The 16,680-nt window shown below is 41.0% G+C and carries 14 protein-coding genes; 9 read left to right on the forward strand and 5 right to left on the reverse strand.

Annotated features, from left to right (window positions below; translation table 11 throughout):
* Positions 1–62 precede the first annotated feature (62 nt).
* From IPZ59_RS03505 to IPZ59_RS03520, 4 genes are read left to right on the forward strand one after another with little or no spacing between them, the layout of a single operon-like run.
* The gene (locus IPZ59_RS03505) at positions 63–2,471 is read left to right on the forward strand and encodes a TonB-dependent receptor (protein ID WP_236138500.1); all 2,409 of its coding nucleotides are present in this window, start codon (positions 63–65) and stop codon (positions 2,469–2,471) included.
* 44 nt (positions 2,472–2,515) lie between these two features.
* On the forward strand, positions 2,516–3,652 hold the full coding sequence (locus tag IPZ59_RS03510; protein ID WP_236138501.1) for a BamA/TamA family outer membrane protein: 1,137 nt from the start codon (positions 2,516–2,518) through the stop codon (positions 3,650–3,652).
* The gene (locus tag IPZ59_RS03515) at positions 3,652–4,299 is read left to right on the forward strand and encodes a TatD family hydrolase (protein WP_236138502.1); all 648 of its coding nucleotides are present in this window, start codon (positions 3,652–3,654) and stop codon (positions 4,297–4,299) included. Before IPZ59_RS03510 ends, IPZ59_RS03515 begins: the two co-directional genes overlap by 1 nt.
* Positions 4,292–5,017 carry a tRNA threonylcarbamoyladenosine dehydratase gene (locus IPZ59_RS03520; protein WP_236138503.1) on the forward strand — a complete coding sequence of 242 codons (726 nt, stop codon included), beginning with the start codon at positions 4,292–4,294 and terminating at the stop codon, positions 5,015–5,017. Before IPZ59_RS03515 ends, IPZ59_RS03520 begins: the two co-directional genes overlap by 8 nt.
* 206 nt (positions 5,018–5,223) lie before the next feature.
* On the opposite strand, the gene IPZ59_RS03525 is transcribed toward IPZ59_RS03520, so the two are convergent.
* On the reverse strand, positions 5,224–6,003 hold the full coding sequence (locus tag IPZ59_RS03525) for a superoxide dismutase (RefSeq protein ID WP_317208032.1): 780 nt from the start codon (positions 6,001–6,003) through the stop codon (positions 5,224–5,226).
* Between the two features lie 195 nt (positions 6,004–6,198).
* Between IPZ59_RS03525 and dapF the strand changes: the two genes are divergently transcribed.
* The 5 genes from dapF to IPZ59_RS03550 all read left to right on the forward strand — a co-directional run bounded on the left by dapF (position 6,199) and on the right by IPZ59_RS03550 (position 13,559).
* A complete protein-coding gene (gene dapF, locus IPZ59_RS03530) occupies positions 6,199–6,981 on the forward strand; it encodes a diaminopimelate epimerase (protein WP_236138504.1) in 783 nt (260 codons plus the stop codon).
* A 115-nt stretch (positions 6,982–7,096) separates the two neighbouring features.
* Positions 7,097–10,477: a preprotein translocase subunit SecA gene (gene secA / locus IPZ59_RS03535; protein ID WP_236138505.1), complete on the forward strand. Its 3,381-nt coding sequence runs from the start codon at positions 7,097–7,099 to the stop codon at positions 10,475–10,477.
* Between the two features lie 9 nt (positions 10,478–10,486).
* A complete protein-coding gene (locus IPZ59_RS03540; protein ID WP_236138506.1) occupies positions 10,487–11,065 on the forward strand; it encodes a hypothetical protein in 579 nt (192 codons plus the stop codon).
* Positions 11,025–12,218 (forward strand): M20 metallopeptidase family protein, encoded by a 1,194-nt coding sequence (locus IPZ59_RS03545; protein WP_236138507.1) that lies wholly within the window; start codon positions 11,025–11,027, stop codon positions 12,216–12,218. The genes IPZ59_RS03540 and IPZ59_RS03545 overlap by 41 nt, the downstream gene beginning before the upstream one ends.
* A 561-nt stretch (positions 12,219–12,779) precedes the next feature.
* Positions 12,780–13,559 carry a S1/P1 nuclease gene (locus tag IPZ59_RS03550; protein ID WP_236138508.1) on the forward strand — a complete coding sequence of 260 codons (780 nt, stop codon included), beginning with the start codon at positions 12,780–12,782 and terminating at the stop codon, positions 13,557–13,559.
* 99 nt (positions 13,560–13,658) lie between these two features.
* On the opposite strand, the gene IPZ59_RS03555 is transcribed toward IPZ59_RS03550, so the two are convergent.
* Genes IPZ59_RS03555 through IPZ59_RS03570 form a run of 4 tightly spaced genes read right to left on the reverse strand, consistent with a single transcriptional unit; the run spans position 13,659 to position 16,645 of the window.
* Positions 13,659–14,303 (reverse strand): carboxypeptidase regulatory-like domain-containing protein, encoded by a 645-nt coding sequence (locus tag IPZ59_RS03555; RefSeq protein ID WP_236138509.1) that lies wholly within the window; start codon positions 14,301–14,303, stop codon positions 13,659–13,661.
* 2 nt (positions 14,304–14,305) lie between these two features.
* A complete protein-coding gene (locus IPZ59_RS03560) occupies positions 14,306–15,688 on the reverse strand; it encodes a CsgG/HfaB family protein (RefSeq protein WP_236138510.1) in 1,383 nt (460 codons plus the stop codon).
* An 18-nt stretch (positions 15,689–15,706) separates the two neighbouring features.
* The gene (locus IPZ59_RS03565; protein ID WP_236138511.1) at positions 15,707–16,129 is read right to left on the reverse strand and encodes a curli production assembly/transport component CsgF; all 423 of its coding nucleotides are present in this window, start codon (positions 16,127–16,129) and stop codon (positions 15,707–15,709) included.
* 12 nt (positions 16,130–16,141) lie between these two features.
* Positions 16,142–16,645 carry a curli production assembly/transport protein CsgE gene (locus IPZ59_RS03570; RefSeq protein WP_236138512.1) on the reverse strand — a complete coding sequence of 168 codons (504 nt, stop codon included), beginning with the start codon at positions 16,643–16,645 and terminating at the stop codon, positions 16,142–16,144.
* Between the last annotated feature and the right edge of the window lie 35 nt (positions 16,646–16,680).

The following is a 16,680-nucleotide window of genomic DNA, read 5'->3' on the forward strand; positions in this document are numbered from 1 at the left end:
CCCTCTTTAACTGAACAATTATTTGGTAGAAAACATTTAGCATATGTTAGAAAGCTAAACCAATGAAACGTTCATTTACAATTTTAATCTGTTTATTGATGTCACTGTCTGTTTTCGCCCAACAAGGTGCAGAAATCAGAGGTCGCGTATTCAATCCTGTCAATAATGAAGGGATTCCCTTTGCCAATGTAATCATTCTAGGCACCGACTACGGTGCAGTTACTGACATTGATGGTAACTATGTTTTATCAAACATTGAGCCCGGACTCTATAACATTCGCGCAAGCTTTGTTGGCTACCGATCGCAAACGCAGTTCGAAATCCAAGTTACACGTGCCAGAGCTGTACAATTAAACTTTGAGCTTAGAGAAGAAGCATCGGATTTGACTGAGGTTACTGTGAATGCAGATTTTACGCGTTCGGATGAAACCCCCATTTCAGTAAGAAGACTCAATACCAATGAAATCGAACGATACCCTGGTGGTAACCGAGATATTAGTCGTGTAATCCAATCCCTCCCAGGTGTGGCTAGCACAGCAGCCTTCAGGAATGATATCATCATCAGAGGTGGTGCGCCCAACGAAAATAAATTCTTTATTGATGATATCGAAGTACCTGTCATCAACCACTTTGCCACTCAAGGTTCTTCTGGTGGACCCGTCGGTATCCTCAATGTAAACCTCATAAAAAATGTAGATGTTATCACTGGTGGATTCCCCGCTGATCGGATGAATTCACTCAGTTCATTCTTCAATTTCGAGCTGAAAGAAGGAAGAAGTGATAAAATGTTTACCCAGATGACCATAGGTGCTAGTGAATTTACGGTCTCCAATGAGGGTCCTATTGGCGAAAAAACCACCTATTTGATATCAGCCAGAAGGTCCTACTTGCAGTTTTTATTCAGAGCAATTGGACTCCCATTTCTTCCCGATTTTTATGACTTCCAAGTGAAAACTGTCACCAAAATCAATGACAAAACCGAACTCACATTCCTTGGTGTAGGAGCGATCGATTTATTTTCATTGAACTTTGATGAGCCACGCAATGAAACTGTGGAAGAACGTGAAAACAGATTATTCTTGCTAGATAATCTACCTATTTCCACACAATGGAACTATGCTACTGGCTTACGCTTAAAAAGATTTCGTGAAAATGGATTTTGGACTTTTGTTTTGAGCAGAAACATGCTCAATAACCGTTCTTTCAAATACGCAGGAAATGATGAATCCATGCGGGAAAATTTATTGTTTGACTATTTGTCTCAAGAAAGCGAAAATAAATTCCGCGCTGAAAACTCCATTTTTAAAGGTTCTTTAACCTTAAAATATGGCGTAAACTATGAATTTTCTCGATTCACCATTAGTAATTTTGACCGACAGACCCTTGCGCCCATTGGACAGGTGATCGATGTTAGCAGTAAATCACTCTTTCATAGTTATGGGGCTTTTGTATCGGCTAGCAAAAACTATTTGAATGAACGCCTATTGATTTCGGGAGGAGTTCGGATAGATGGGTCTGACTTTGGACAAACTGCTCAAAATCCCTTGAATCAAATCAGCCCACGTATCAGTGTTTCGTATCAACTAAAGCCCAATCTTTTTTGGACCTCCAATGCTGGTATTTATTATCAAAGACCCCCATACACAGCTTTAGGGTTTAGAAACAACGAGGGAGTACTAATCAATCAAGAAAATAATATCCAATTTATTCGCTCCTCACAATTAATTACAGGCATAGAAAAAGTAATTCCAGAGAAGAGTAGAAGATTCAGCATGGAGGCTTTTTACAAGCATTACAACAATTACCCTTCTTCTGTATTGAATGGAATAGCACTCGCAAATCTAGGGGCAGACTTTGGAGTGATTGGCAACGAAGAGGTCCGATCCGATGCTGAAGGCAGAGCATATGGATTGGAGTTTTTGGCGCAGCAACGATTCTTTAACAATTTCTATGGTATCGGTTCTCTAACCTTGGTACGAAGCGAATTTACCAATCCAAATACAGAAGGTTTTATACCATCGGCTTGGGATAACCGTTTCATTGTGAGTTTGACTGCCGGCAAACGATTTGGTAAAAACTGGGAAATTGGAGCTAGATGGAGATTCCTAGGTGGTACGCCTTACACGCCAATTGATGTGGAAACCTCTTCATTGATTGAAGTTTGGGATTTGAGAGGATTACCAGTGCTGGATTTTTCACAAATCAATGCTCTTCGATTGAGGTCTTTCCATCAGTTGGACCTTCGGATTGATAAGCGTTACTTTTTTGACAAGTGGAACCTGAATTGGTATTTTGATATTCAAAATGCTTATAACTTCCTTGCCGAACAACCTCCGCTGCTTATCCCCACACGAAACACAGATGGCAGTTTGCAGGTTAATCCAAACGATCCCACAAGATATAACATGAGACTTGTAGACAATCCCGCAGGTACTATTTTACCTACTGTAGGTTTGATTGTAGAGTTTTAAACAGTCTCAGGATTTATCACCTTTATTTAACTAACTTTGTCCCCATGAAAATTTGGTTGTTTTCTTGGGGACTTTTTTTCTTCAGCATTCCTGAGCTCTTTTCACAAGAACTTGATTCAATTCCTGACACAAAAAGGCCAGTCATCGAACAAGTGTTTGATTTTGGGGATCAGGTGATCAATTTTATTTCAGGAGAAAAATGGACCATCATTCCTGCCGTGGTATATAGTCCTGAAACCAGTTTGGGGCTTGGTGCCCGGGCTTTGCGAATTTTTAGGAGTAAGGAAAATCCAAACTTACGGCCTTCAACTCTCCCGATCACATTTTTATATACGCTCAATAATCAACAAATATTGACAACTGAATTAGAGTGGTGGGCCAATGATAATAAATCCTACACCAATGCCCGAATAGAACTCTCCAATTTCCCATTCAAATATTTCGGCATTGGCAATCATCCATTATCGGGAACGGGCGAATCTTACACCACTCAATATGCCTCGTTCCATGTCAATTATGAGCATATGCTTTTGAAGGGAATTTATTTAGGCCCTCGATACGAATTTCGGGTTGACCGTATTTCCAACCGACTGGATAATGGCCTTCTGGAGACAGAAAGACCAATAGGATTTGATGGGCAGCTGCTATCCGGCTTGGGATTAGTCCTTAACCATGACACGAGGGATAATATCTTTCAACCAGAGAAAGGCTGGTTTAACCGGGTATCTTGGATGCAGTTTTCACAAAGTCTAGGAAGTAGGGTTAACTTTAGTCAAGTGACCTTGGATGCTAGGAAATACATCACCATTAAGCCTCAGCAGGTGTTGGCAGTTCAATCGTGGTGGAGTTTTACTCAGGGCGATGCCCCTTTTCAAAACATCTCATTGATCGGAGGAAGTGAGCGTATGCGAGGCTATTTTGAAGGGAGGTTTCGTGATCGTCATGGTATGGTTCAGCAAGCAGAATACCGCTTTCGTATTCATCGAAATTTGGGGATGGTAGCTTTTGTCCATGCTGGCCAAGTAGCATCTAGTCTAAAAGATTTTTCAAAAAATCAGTTTCGCTATGGAGCGGGAATTGGCTTTCGATACCGTTTGACCCCAGATGGTTTAAATATTCGCTTAGACATCGCAGTGGGCGATCAACGTGCATTTTACTTTGGTTTGAATGAGGTGATTTAATGAAAAGGCTATTAGATTTCCATACCCACCAATCCCCAAATCCCACACGTCTATATAATTTGGATACTCCCCATCCATTGGACTATCCTTTTTCAGTGGGTATCCATCCATGGAAATTAGACGAATCATGGGCAAAGCAATTGGACGAACTAACTCCCCTACTGGAGCACCCTCGCGTTTTTGCTCTTGGAGAAATTGGCTTCGATAGGTTGAAAGGTCCAGCTACTGAAATACAGCAAGCTGCTTTTCAGACCCAAGCAGACTTAGCCAAGTACCACAAGCTACTAATCATCCTCCACTGTGTGAAAGGATTTCATCTTTTGCAAGCTTACCTAAAACGGAATCCTGACAGCGCTCCCATCATTTGGCATGGCTGGAATTTAAAAATAGAACTAGCACAAAGTCTTTTGACTTATCCCGTTTATTTTTCTTTTGGAAAACATCTTCTACTTGAGAAATCTCATGCCCAACAATGGCTCCAAAAATGTCCAAAAGATAAAATTTTTTTCGAGACTGATGATTCTGATCTATCGATAGAATCGATTTATGCGCAAGCTTCTGTACTTTTGGGCTGTTCAATTGAACAATTAAGCGCATTGACGCATTCTAATTGGAAAAAAATCTCAAATAAACAGTGGTATGAATGATTTTGCATGGTTGTCCCGAACGGAACTAATCGTGGGTAGAAGTGGCTTAGAGAAATTAGCATCAAAACATGTACTCGTGGTCGGGCTTGGAGGAGTAGGCTCCTTTGCTGCTGAATTTATCTGTCGTTCAGGAATAGGAGAAATGACGATCATTGACGGAGATACGGTGGATGTGTCCAACTGCAATAGACAACTACCCGCAACTCAAAAAAATGTAGGCCAATCAAAAGCCGAATGGATGGAAGAGCGCCTGCTATCTATCAATCCAAACTTAAAAATACATGTGATCAAGGAATTTTTAAATCCTGAACCCATGAATGAACTTTTGGAAAAGCATACATTCGATTATGTGGTAGATTGTATAGACAGTATTACACCCAAACTTGTCCTGATTCAAAGCGCCATCAACAAAGGCTATCCAGTAGTAAGCTCCATGGGAGCAGGAGGAAAAGTAGATCCTACCAAAGTCAGAATAGCACCTATTGAAGATACTTATAACTGCAAGTTAGCAAGATACGTACGCAAATACCTGAAAAGAATGGGGATCAAAAACGGCTTTAAAGCTGTTTTTTCCGAGGAGCTGCCCATGAAAGAAAGTTTGATGCTAACCGATGGGAAAAACTATAAAAAATCAGCTTATGGAACTATGTCTTTCTTACCTGCTGCATTTGGGTGTAGCTGTGCTTCTGTAGTGGTCAATGACTTACTTGCGAGCTAATCCAAAAAAAGAGGCTGTCTCATAAGTCAATACTTTCAACTATTGCTCAAAATTAATTTGGCATTCATGCAGAGGAACCTAGTGTCTTAGAGCCTTCGTGGAATATTTAGCCACAAAGACTCTAAGTCACAAATGGATAGATTCTTAAACAGAATTTTATTTGGGAGAAAATTCTGAAAATCTATTTATAAATAGCCTCTTTTTTGTTATCCTTTCATCAAGGCATTGTATCTTTTTTCTACTACGGACCAATCAATGATATTCCAAAAAGCGGAAACATAGTCCGGCCTTCTATTTTGATAATTTAAGTAGTATGCATGTTCCCATACATCAATACCTAACAAAGGGATCCCTTGAATATCGGAAACATCCATTAGCGGATTGTCTTGATTCGGTGTAGAACCCACTTGAAGTAGGTTGTTTTTATCCAAAACTAACCAAGCCCAACCAGAACCAAATCTTCCTTTTGCAGCATCTTCGAATTTTGTTTGGAATGCTTCATAGCTACCAAATGCTCCATTTATAGCCTCTGCCAAATCTCCACCTGGCTGACCTCCACCGTTGGGCGACATCACTTTCCAAAATAATTCATGGTTATAATGTCCACCTCCATTATTTCTCATCTTGGTGGAGTAGTTGGAAATGTTCATCATCACCTCTTCCAATGGCTTGCTTGTATCCACTCCTTCTTCAGCAGCAGCCTCAGCCAGATTTTTGGCATAAGCAGCAGCATGCTTGGTGTAGTGAATTTCCATGGTCATAGCATCAATATGAGGCTCCAAAGCGGTATAATCATAGCCTAAAGGCATTTGCTCAAAACCAGTACTCAAGAGTATTTGGGTAGAATCCCCACCTTCAGAACCACCACCACAGGCAGTCAAAAAAGCAGAACCTACCAAGCTACTTCCTATCCCTAAAGCTAGTGTAGCTTTGCTACTTTGACTCAGAAATGTCCGTCTGGATACGCGATAGTTTGTTTTTTTCATATCTATAAGTTTTTCTTTTGACCTGTTTAGTTTTACAAAAGATAAGCACCAAGTTAACCAATTCGTCTTGAATATAAAACCAAAATAGGACAATACGTCGCAATTTATGACAAGATGGTTAAGTTTGTAAAACCATCTTACTATTGGATTGGTTTTTGAAACAAACGAAAGAAATCCCACAAGGGATGAATTCTTATGGAAATTTTATTTTACAAATACCAGGGAACTGGTAATGATTTTGTGATGATTGACGATCGGGAGTCAACATTTCCAATCGATAATCTAGCGTTAGTTCGCTCTCTTTGCGACCGAAAGTTTGGTATTGGCGCAGATGGATTGATTGCCGTTCGAACGCATGATTCCTTTGACTTTGAAATGATTTATTTCAACGCCGATGGAAGTCAGAGTATGTGTGGGAATGGCGCCCGCTGTGCGGTTGCATTTGCCCATTTTTTGGGTATCATTGGTAAAAAAACGAGCTTTCTTGCGATTGACGGACCCCATGCCGCTTGGATAAACAATCCTGCATGGGTAGCATTAGAGATGAGCCCTGTAAAGAGTCTGGAAATAAAAGATAATGACCATTTTGTAAACACAGGTTCTCCCCACCACGTACAGTTTGTGGAGCATATTCATGATTTCCCAGTAGTGGATACAGGCGCCAAGATACGCTATGATCAGTCATATGCTCCAAACGGAACCAATGTCAACTTTCTAAGTCCCATCAGTACAGAAGAAATTTATGTGCGTACATATGAACGTGGCGTAGAAAATGAAACCCTCTCCTGTGGCACCGGTGTTACTGCGTGTGCATTGGTATTTGGAAAAGCAGTCGGAATAGAAAAGGTATTCATACAGACTCTTGGAGGGAAATTGGAGGTTTCTTTCACTAGCAGGGAAGATGGCAGCTTTGATAACATCATCTTAAGTGGTCCTGCCGAACAGGTATATCAAGGTAAAATAGTCAAAGAAATATAAGCGGATGCAAGAAATAGTGCGTTTCAACAACACATCAGCAGCCTTTATGTTAGGAAGTTTACAATTATTCATAAAAAGGGCGTAATTTTAAGGCCCTGAATTATACAAAACAGCTATGTTAGATATTATTGCCAAAGGATTAGCCAAAGTTTTTGGAACAAAATCCGATAGAGATATAAAAGAGTTAAAGCCAAAAGTAGCTGTAATCAATGCAGCTTTTAGCAAATTGCAAGGGCTGACGGATGATCAACTCCGTGGAAAAACAGCTGAAATCAAAGGAATCATCGATGCAGAATTGAAATCCTTCGATGATAAAATCGAAGAGTTGAGAGCGCAGATTGAAGCGTTGGATCCCAAACAAGTTCATGAGAAAGATGCGCTATTTAATGATATTGACAAAACCGAAAAAGACAGAAATGCAGCATTAGAGGTGGTCTTGGAAAAGGTCATGGCAGATGCTTTTGCCGTCGTCAAAGAAACAGCGAGAAGGTTTAAAGAGAATGGGAAATTGGTTGTCAATGCTACTTTGAAAGATAAGGAGCTGGCTGCCCGCAAACCAAATGTGGAGATCAGTGGCGAGCAAGCTATTTGGCACAACAAATGGATGGCTGCCGGGAGTGAGGTTGTTTGGGACATGGTGCACTACGATGTTCAGTTGATTGGCGGGATGGTGCTGCACTCTGGAAAAATTGCCGAAATGGCAACAGGGGAAGGTAAAACATTGGTTTCGACCCTCCCAGCATACCTCAATGCCCTATCCGGACGCGGTGTCCACATTGTAACTGTCAACGATTACTTGGCAAAAAGAGACTCCGAATGGAACGCTCCTTTGTTTGAATTCCATGGCTTAACCGTGGATTGTATTGATAAATATCAACCAAACTCTGATCAACGAAAAAAAGCATACCAAGCCGATATTGTCTACGGAACCAACAATGAATTTGGTTTTGACTACCTGAGAGACAATATGGCAAGAGATGTGAATGATTTGGTGCAAGGAAAGCATCACTTCGCCATGATAGATGAGGTGGATTCCGTATTGATTGACGATGCACGTACACCTTTGATCATCTCCGGTCCAGTACCAAGAGGAGATCAACATGAGTTTATGGAGATGAAACCGAGGGTTTCCACTCTTGTAGATGAGCAGCGTAAGCTGATTCAGGGATACTTAGGTCAAGCAAAGAAACTTATTGCTGAAGGAAATGATAAAGAAGGCGGACTTGCATTGTTTAGAGCTTTCAGAGGGATGCCAAAATACAAGCCTTTGATCAAATACCTATCTGAACCAGGGATAAGGGTAATCCTTCAAAAAACTGAAAATTATTACCTGCAAGATAATAAGCGGAACATGCACGAAGCTGATGAACCGCTCCTATTTACAATTGATGAAAAAACCAACGGTGTAGAACTGACGGACCGTGGTATAGAAACCATCACTACGAAAAACGAAAACCCTACTTTCTTTATCCTTCCTGACATCGGTGTCGAAATCGCCGAAATGGAAAAAAATCCGGATATTGACGATAAGGAGAAACTTATCAGAAAAGAAGAAATCATCAAGGACTATAGCGTCAAAGCTCAACGAATCCATACAGTGAATCAGCTTTTAAAGGCTTACTGTATGTTTGAGAAAGACACGGAATATATCCTGGTAGATGGAAAAATCAAGATTGTAGATGAGCAGACAGGCCGGGTAATGGAAGGGAGAAGATACTCTGACGGTCTTCACCAAGCATTGGAAGCAAAGGAAAATGTGAAAGTAGAGGATGCTACACAGACCTATGCCACCATCACTTTGCAAAACTACTTCCGTATGTACCACAAACTAGCTGGTATGACAGGTACGGCAGAGACAGAAGCGGGTGAATTTTGGACCATCTACAAATTGGATGTCGTGGTAATTCCTACCAATAAACCAATTGTCAGACAAGACCGTGAGGATAAAGTCTATAAAACTGTCCGCGAAAAATTCAATGCAGTGGCGGATGAAATCGTAGAATTGACCAATCAAGGCAGACCAGTCTTGGTAGGTACTACTTCGGTAGAAATTTCTGAGGTATTGAGTAGGATGCTTACGATTAAGAAAATCAACCATCAGGTATTGAATGCCAAGCAGCACGCCAAAGAAGCGGACGTGGTTGCGGAAGCTGGAAAACCTGGCACAGTGACCATTGCTACCAACATGGCTGGTAGAGGTACCGATATTAAATTGACTCCTGAATCCAGAAAAGCGGGTGGTTTGGCGATCATCGGTACAGAGCGTCACGAATCCAGAAGAGTAGATAGACAGTTACGGGGTCGTTCGGGACGTCAAGGGGATGTAGGTTCCTCTCAATTTTTTGTGTCTTTGGAAGATAGTTTGATGCGTCTGTTCGGTTCGGATAGAATCGCCAAACTGATGGACAGGATGGGCTTGGAAGAAGGAGAGGTAATCCAACATTCCATGATTACCAAATCCATCGAACGTGCGCAGAGAAAAGTAGAAGAGAATAACTTTGGCATCCGTAAGCGTCTCTTGGAGTATGATGATGTCATGAACTCCCAACGAGAGGTAGTCTATAAGCGAAGAAGAAATGCACTGAAAGGTGAACGCTTGGAGTTGGATATCCTCAATGTCATGTACGACGTATCGGAAGGCTTGGTCACGATGGCCAAATCCACCGAAGATTTGGAGAACCTGCGCATGAATATCTTCACTTCTTTGGGAATTGATTATCAATTCACAGAAGCAGATATCAGCAGCAAGGATGTAGGCACTTTAACATCTCAGCTTTTCAATGCAGCTTATCTAAGTTATAATTCCAAGAATGATAAAATCTTGGAAAAAGCAATGCCTGTGTTGAACGATGTTTATGCCCAAAGAGGTGCGACAGTGAAGGAAATTATGGTTCCAATCACGGATGGAATCAAGCAAATAGGGGTAGTGATTAACCTAGAATCTACACTTCAACATGATGGCAGGGACCTCATCCGTGCCATTGAGAAAAATGTGACCTTGGCAATCATCGACCAAAACTGGAAAGAGCATCTCCGAGACATGGATGATTTGAAGCAATCCGTACAAAACGCGGTATATGAACAAAAGGACCCGCTGTTGATTTACAAGTTTGAAGCATTTGAGATGTTTAAGCGCTTTGTAGGCAAACTGAATGAGGATACCATTTCATTCCTGTCAAGAGCGGAGCTTCCAACACAAGACCCTAACCAAGTAAAGGCTGCCCAAGCTCCTAGAAGAGAGGAAGGACAGGTAAAAGCTTCTAAAGAAGATGTGGGAAGTAGTCTAAATCCTGGAGCAGGAAGACAAGCGGCGGCGGCTGTGGCGAATAGAACTGCAGCTCCACAGGTAGTCGCTCCGAGAAAATCAGAAAAAGTTTACGGAAGAAATGACCGTGTCAACGTACAATATGCAGACGGTAAGCTTTTGAAAGATGTTAAATTTAAGAGCGTGGAGCAAGATGTCGAAAACGGTAAATGTATCATCCTTGAAGATTAATCCAAGCATATGAACAAGTCCTCTCTCTTTCTGGTATTGGGATTAGGGTTTTTGTCCTATTCTTGTGCTCTCTTTTCCCCAAAGCAGGCGAGCACAGGAACTGCTTTTGACAATTACACCGAAGACCTCAGTGTCAACAGAATTACCTTCACTGACCTAGACAAAGTACAGCTGAGTACTCCTGAAAGAGTGGACATGTCTTCTACTGGTAATTTGGCTGTAGATTCGGATTTAGCCATTGCTGTTCAACGCAACATAGATAAAAATAGGTCCGAACGCACATGGAATGGATTCACAGTGTTAGTATACAGTGGAGTGGATCGGGACCAAGCATTCAAAACAAGAAATGAATTATTTACCCTCTTTCCTGACTTGAAGCCCGACCTGCAGTACCAGCAACCTCGGTACTTGTTAAAGGTAGGTAAATTCTTAAACCGCATTGAAGCACAGGCACCGTATTACCAATTAAAAGAAAAATTTCCCATGGCTAGGATCATCCAAGATCGATTTCAGCGTGAGGGATATGTCAATCCAGACCCAATAGATGATGGTGAAAGACCTAATCAAGTCACTGGCGGCAGACTATAAAGCATCCATTATTGCCCATAGGAGACACCTACATGCTCATCCTGAATTATCTTTTCAAGAATTTGAAACGGCTTCCTATGTGGAGCGGGAACTGCGCGATATTGGAATTACATCCATAGAAACAAAGGCAGAAACAGGTATTGTAGCATTGATCCAGGGGAAAAACCCTGACGCTAAAGTAATTGCCTTGCGTGGTGACATGGATGCCTTACCCATACACGAGCAAAATGATGTATCCTATAGATCTACTAAGGAAGGAATCATGCATGCTTGTGGACACGATGTACACACCTCTTCCTTGTTGGGAACAGCAAGGATTCTTTTCAATTTACGGGAGCATTTTGAAGGCACGATCAAACTTATTTTTCAACCGGGGGAAGAACTAATCCCTGGTGGCGCATCCTTGATGATTAAAGATGGTGCGCTTCAAAACCCAGTTCCAGCTGGAATCATAGGCCAACACGTCATGCCTTTGATCCCTGTTGGACAAGTAGGTTTTCGAAAAGGCATGTACATGGCCAGTGCAGATGAATTGTACATCACTGTCAAGGGAAAAGGGGGCCATGGTGCCCTTCCAGAATCTTTGATTGACCCCGTGTTAATTGCTTCTCACCTCATCGTCGCCCTACAACAGGTTATCAGCCGCAATGGCTCACCAAAAATACCTTCAGTCCTTTCTTTTGGTCGGGTTGAGGCCTTAGGAGCTACCAATATCATTCCTAATGAAGTAAAAATTCAGGGTACCTTCCGAACCATGGATGAAGCCTGGAGAGCAAAGGCTCATGGACACATGTTAAGCATTGCCAAAGGATTGGTAGAAGGTATGGGAGGAACCGTGGACTTTGAGGTTCGAAAAGGTTATCCTTTCTTAAAAAATGCAGAGGCCTTAACAAGCAGAGCAGAGCAAGCTGCCATAGCCTATCTAGGTGAGGAAAATGTACTGCCTTTAGACATTTGGATGGCTGCAGAGGACTTCTCTTACTATACCCAAGAAATTGACGGTTGCTTTTACCGTCTAGGTACTCGGAATGAGGCCAAAGGCATTGTGTCAGGTGTACATACGCCAACCTTTGATATTGACGAAGATGCCTTAGAACTAGGGGCTGGGTTGATGGCTTGGATAGCGGTGAGTGAATTGAAATATACTTCGTGAAATAAATTGAAATACGCTGAAGCGAAGTAATGGGGGATATTGAGGGATATTGGATATTGGTGGATATTGGTGGATATTGGTGGATATTGGATATTGTTGGATATTGGCTTTGGGGTGTTAACTAAGTGAAATAAGTAGAAATACACTGAAGCGAAATAAGGTAGAAATAGATATTTATCGATATTACGAGATATTGGTTGATATTGGATATTGGCTTTGGGGTGTTAACTAAGTGAAATAAGTAGAAATACACTGAAGCGAAATAAGGTAGAAATAGATATTTATCGATATTGATTGATAATGGGATATTGGAGGGCGTATCAAAAAAACTTTGCGCTCCTTGCGAAAACCGTAGCGGGCGTGGCGTGAACTTATCTCAAATGAAATATGGTGGAAATAGATATTTATCGATATTGATTGATAATGGGATATTGGATATTACGGGATATTGGATGTTTGAAGATATTGGATATTGAGGGATATTGGATATCAGTATTACGGTAGTAATCGGAGATAAAGAGTTGGGGAACACTGGAAAGAATACAATAAATAGTAAGATACATGAAAACAACAAAACACCTGACGCTGGCCATTCTTATGGTTTTTTCCTTTCAGACGAGCTCGTTTGCTTGGGGAGCGATTGGACATTATGTTATTGGAAAAATTGCAGAGTGGCAGATGCAGCAAGAAACAGTCAAAAAAGTAGAAGCTGTATTGAAGCAAGAATCCATTTCTGGAGTAGGGGTATGGATGGATAATATCCGCTCTGATAAAAAGTATGACTACACAAACACCTGGCATTGGGTAACTACCGTAGATGGGGAATACGATCCAAGTATTCAAGAACCTACAGGAGATGCCTATTCTGCATTTTTGATGTTGAAAGAAAACCTAAAAAAAGGCGGCTTAACTCCCGAAGAGGAGCGTGACCAATTGCGCATGCTGATCCACATAGTAGGAGATCTACATCAGCCCTTCCATGTAGGCAAGCCTGGTGACAGAGGAGGGAATGATGTCAAAGTGAGCTATTTCAATAAGGAAACCAATATCCATGCGATATGGGATTCGGACTTGATCGAAAACAAAAAAATGAGCTACACCGAAATCGCAACCGAACTTCAGAAGAGAATCAATGGAGACGTCTTGAAGCGTTATCAAGCAGCTACGCCTGCTGACTGGTTAAAAGAAGCTGCAGCCATACGCCCAGCCATGTATGATATTCCTGCAAATAATCGTATCGGGTATGAATACATCTACAAGCACTATCACCATGTGGAAGAGCGCTTGATGGCAGGTGGGATTCGATTGGCACAGGTGCTGGAGGAGATATATGGAAAGTAATTCTCGCTAATCATAAAATTAAAAAGACCAATCTTCTCGTCGAAGATTGGTCTTTTGTTTTAAACTACTTCCTGACAGCTTTATAAGCTAGAATTAAACTTAGTTTCCTGTTCTAAAGCTCCATGTGGGACTATTGGCAACATTTCTACCTTCAAATCTAGCTAAGACATACCAGAAATAGGTTGTATTTGGTCTTAAGTCAGATACAATAACTTCTGGTGATGCAAGATTTTCCCCTACCAACCGCTGGGTGGTGGAGTTTGACTCAAAAATAAACACATTGTACGTTAACTGACGATCTCTCGCATCTTGTTCCACTCTCCAGCGGAACGCGAATGTTAATGGCTGATTGGTGGACCCATTTCCTGGTACAGGGTCAAAAATGGATACATTCCCGATATTGCGCTCATCTTTGAGCAAGAAAAAGGTAGCAAACGTGTTTTCACCTTCAAAAACTGCAACACTTACATTCGAATTGAGAAAATCCCTTCTTCGCGCTGAAATACTAACGTCTCCTCTTCGGACACGATTAAATCGAAACTCCCCTGTAGGACCTGTAATAACCGTTGTACTAGCAGGAGTAGTTGCCACCAACACACCCTCTAAAGGCTCTAAAGTTTCTCCATCTACAACAATCCCAGAGATTGACCCAAAGCGATCAATATCTACTCTTTCTTCTTCACATCCAGTAAAAAAGATAAGTAGTAATACAAACGAAAGATATTTTAAATTCTTATACATCATACTTATTTGCCCAAATGAAAGCGTAAACCTACTTTAAAACCCCAAATAATATCATTAAAACTCCCTGAGACGACACCATCGTAGTTATCACTGAGAAGCTGATTGATATAACCTTCTGAAATCAAGCTTACCTTATTTCCTATGAGGTAATCAATCCCAACACCCGTAGTTACAAATGGCATAATGCTACTGTTTGAAAGACCAACGTTTTCTCCAAAATTATACAATAAACCTGCTCCACCTCGCACGTAAGGCGACAGCTTACCCGTTGGGTTCGTCAGGTACATGAGATTTAAAGAACCATAATAATCCGTAGTCTGCAAAACATCACGTATATGGATTTCTTGAAATCCCAATCTAGTTTCCATAAAAAGCGTAGGTGAAAGCCCAATACCCAAAGATGTTTCAAATCCAGGACGCTTGAAACTAGTAGAATAATCTCCTAAATAAGACTGCCCTTTACCCGCTAATGACAAAAACATGGAAGTCCGATAATTTGGCCGATGCAATCGCCCAATATAGTCTGTTTGAACGTTTGCCTCTTTCTCTGCTAGATAGCTTTTGACATGAGTACCATTCAGCTCATTTTCATCTTGTGGAGACCAAAGATTATCAACAATTCCTTCTAAAATCAAACTATGAACAGCCTTTTCAACGGCCTCATTGATTGCCATTTCCCTTGGTTCGTTGTATGTAAAGCCTGTTTCGGCCTCTAAAAGTCTTCTAAACCTAACAAAACGGAAAAAACCTGAGGTAACTTCTTGAGATAAAATAGATTTTGTAGTGTAAACGGTCTTTAAAATTTTTCCGTTACTCGTCGACACGGCCCTCAAATAAATGCTTACTCTGTCTTCTCTATATTGGGAAGATGCATCCGCTCCAAAGTAACGAACACCCGCTCCACCCGTAAAAACGTTCGTCTCGTAAGAAATAATCCCACCTTCTAAGAGAACTCCTGCAAAAAGCAAAGGAGGAAGCAGAATATTAGTGGTCCCCTCATATTGCTCCCTACTTGATCGAATAATTTTTCGCTCATTCAGTAAGTTACTAATGTTTTCCCGTTCGATAGGGACAAACCAACCCGATTCTTCTAATGCACGAATAAGGATATTAGTTGCTCCTTGGGTGATGGCCGTAGAAAAACTAGCTCCCACTGTGGACTCTTTCAACTGTCCTGTCTGGTCACGAAACTTATATACAGCAACAACTATTGGCTCTTTAGGCGCTGGTAGGTCTAGCAATTCTGATTTCATAGGTGTCTCTTGGCCTAATCGAGCATCTCTATTACCTAAAGGCTGATAATAGAATGGAGAGCAACCCATGATCAGCAACACAAACAACACAGAAAGCTTGTGTGCAAAAGCTTTTATTGGGGACTTAAGCATGAATTTTCTTTGGTTTATTTAAAAAAATGGAACTTCAACAACCGTGGTTGCACCTGTACGAATGTCCACAATTGTAATGTTAAGACCTCTGCCCCCATCGCTGATTTCTATTTGAAAATCGCCTAATATGTATGTCCCTTGCTCAATAGAACCTTCACCAAATTGGCGTGTAACAAGCTCTCTTGACAAACGGGAAAGAATCTGTCTATTCAAACTTTCTGAAAATTCTTGCAAAGGATCTCTAGAGAAACCTAAGCCTCTATCTGTTTGATTGGGATCTCTGGTAGTATCCTGAGCTTGTGCAGAGCTCAATAACCATTGATAGTTAAAGGTATTTCCTCCAAAAGCAGGATTTCTTGGGGTATACACCAGCTGCTGGGAAAAAACCTCAGCAAATGATATCAAGCTTAAAAACAATGTAAAAACGAATACTTTTTTCATGGTTATTTCAATTTAGAATATGCCTGAACCTTTACGATCTTCACCATCCAACTCCCGGATAAGTTCTTCATATTGTGCTAAATACATTTGGGTTATTGACACGGAATCTCCGACGATCTCTTCTATATAATCTAATCTTGGTTGTAGAAATGATTGGTATACCATCGTCTCATTGATAAAAACCTCTATCAAGGTTTGATTTGCCCTAAATGGCCTCTCCATAATAAAAATAGAATAGTTTCTTGCATCTACAGGTGGCTCCCAATCTCTATAAAACAAATCAAAAAAGTCCCGCCCACTTTTTGTTTTAGTCTCATCAATAAGAAGCCCGTCAATTTCAAGCGAGGCATCTGATTTGACTTTTTCAGTAGCTTGCTCAATAATATCATTTAAGAGCAACTTGAGACTTTCAGGTGCTTCTTTGATTACTTTGGTAGAATCAGACTGCCCATGAAGATTCATGGAGAAAATCCCTAAAAAGCAAAATAAACATCCAAATCTCCAAACGCTACTCATAATCTATTACTTCTTAACGGAAACTAAAATAGAGA

The organism is Mongoliitalea daihaiensis, from assembly GCF_021596945.1.
Lineage (GTDB): Bacteria > Bacteroidota > Bacteroidia > Cytophagales > Cyclobacteriaceae > Mongoliitalea > Mongoliitalea daihaiensis.

What these genes read in the sequence shown, in the direction of transcription:
- secA (WP_236138505.1), top strand. Translation starts at nt 7,097, where the DNA reads ATGTTAGATATTATTGCCAAAGGATTAGCCAAAGTTTTTGGAACAAAA.
- IPZ59_RS03555 (WP_236138509.1), bottom strand. Translation starts at nt 14,303, where the DNA reads ATGATGTATAAGAATTTAAAATATCTTTCGTTTGTATTACTACTTATC.
- IPZ59_RS03570 (WP_236138512.1), bottom strand. Translation starts at nt 16,645, where the DNA reads ATGAGTAGCGTTTGGAGATTTGGATGTTTATTTTGCTTTTTAGGGATT.
- IPZ59_RS03510 (WP_236138501.1), top strand. Translation starts at nt 2,516, where the DNA reads ATGAAAATTTGGTTGTTTTCTTGGGGACTTTTTTTCTTCAGCATTCCT.
- dapF (WP_236138504.1), top strand. Translation starts at nt 6,199, where the DNA reads ATGGAAATTTTATTTTACAAATACCAGGGAACTGGTAATGATTTTGTG.
- IPZ59_RS03525 (WP_317208032.1), bottom strand. Translation starts at nt 6,003, where the DNA reads ATGAAAAAAACAAACTATCGCGTATCCAGACGGACATTTCTGAGTCAA.
- IPZ59_RS03505 (WP_236138500.1), top strand. Translation starts at nt 63, where the DNA reads ATGAAACGTTCATTTACAATTTTAATCTGTTTATTGATGTCACTGTCT.
- IPZ59_RS03540 (WP_236138506.1), top strand. Translation starts at nt 10,487, where the DNA reads ATGAACAAGTCCTCTCTCTTTCTGGTATTGGGATTAGGGTTTTTGTCC.
- IPZ59_RS03520 (WP_236138503.1), top strand. Translation starts at nt 4,292, where the DNA reads ATGAATGATTTTGCATGGTTGTCCCGAACGGAACTAATCGTGGGTAGA.
- IPZ59_RS03560 (WP_236138510.1), bottom strand. Translation starts at nt 15,688, where the DNA reads ATGCTTAAGTCCCCAATAAAAGCTTTTGCACACAAGCTTTCTGTGTTG.
- IPZ59_RS03565 (WP_236138511.1), bottom strand. Translation starts at nt 16,129, where the DNA reads ATGAAAAAAGTATTCGTTTTTACATTGTTTTTAAGCTTGATATCATTT.
- IPZ59_RS03545 (WP_236138507.1), top strand. Translation starts at nt 11,025, where the DNA reads ATGGTGAAAGACCTAATCAAGTCACTGGCGGCAGACTATAAAGCATCC.
- IPZ59_RS03550 (WP_236138508.1), top strand. Translation starts at nt 12,780, where the DNA reads ATGAAAACAACAAAACACCTGACGCTGGCCATTCTTATGGTTTTTTCC.
- IPZ59_RS03515 (WP_236138502.1), top strand. Translation starts at nt 3,652, where the DNA reads ATGAAAAGGCTATTAGATTTCCATACCCACCAATCCCCAAATCCCACA.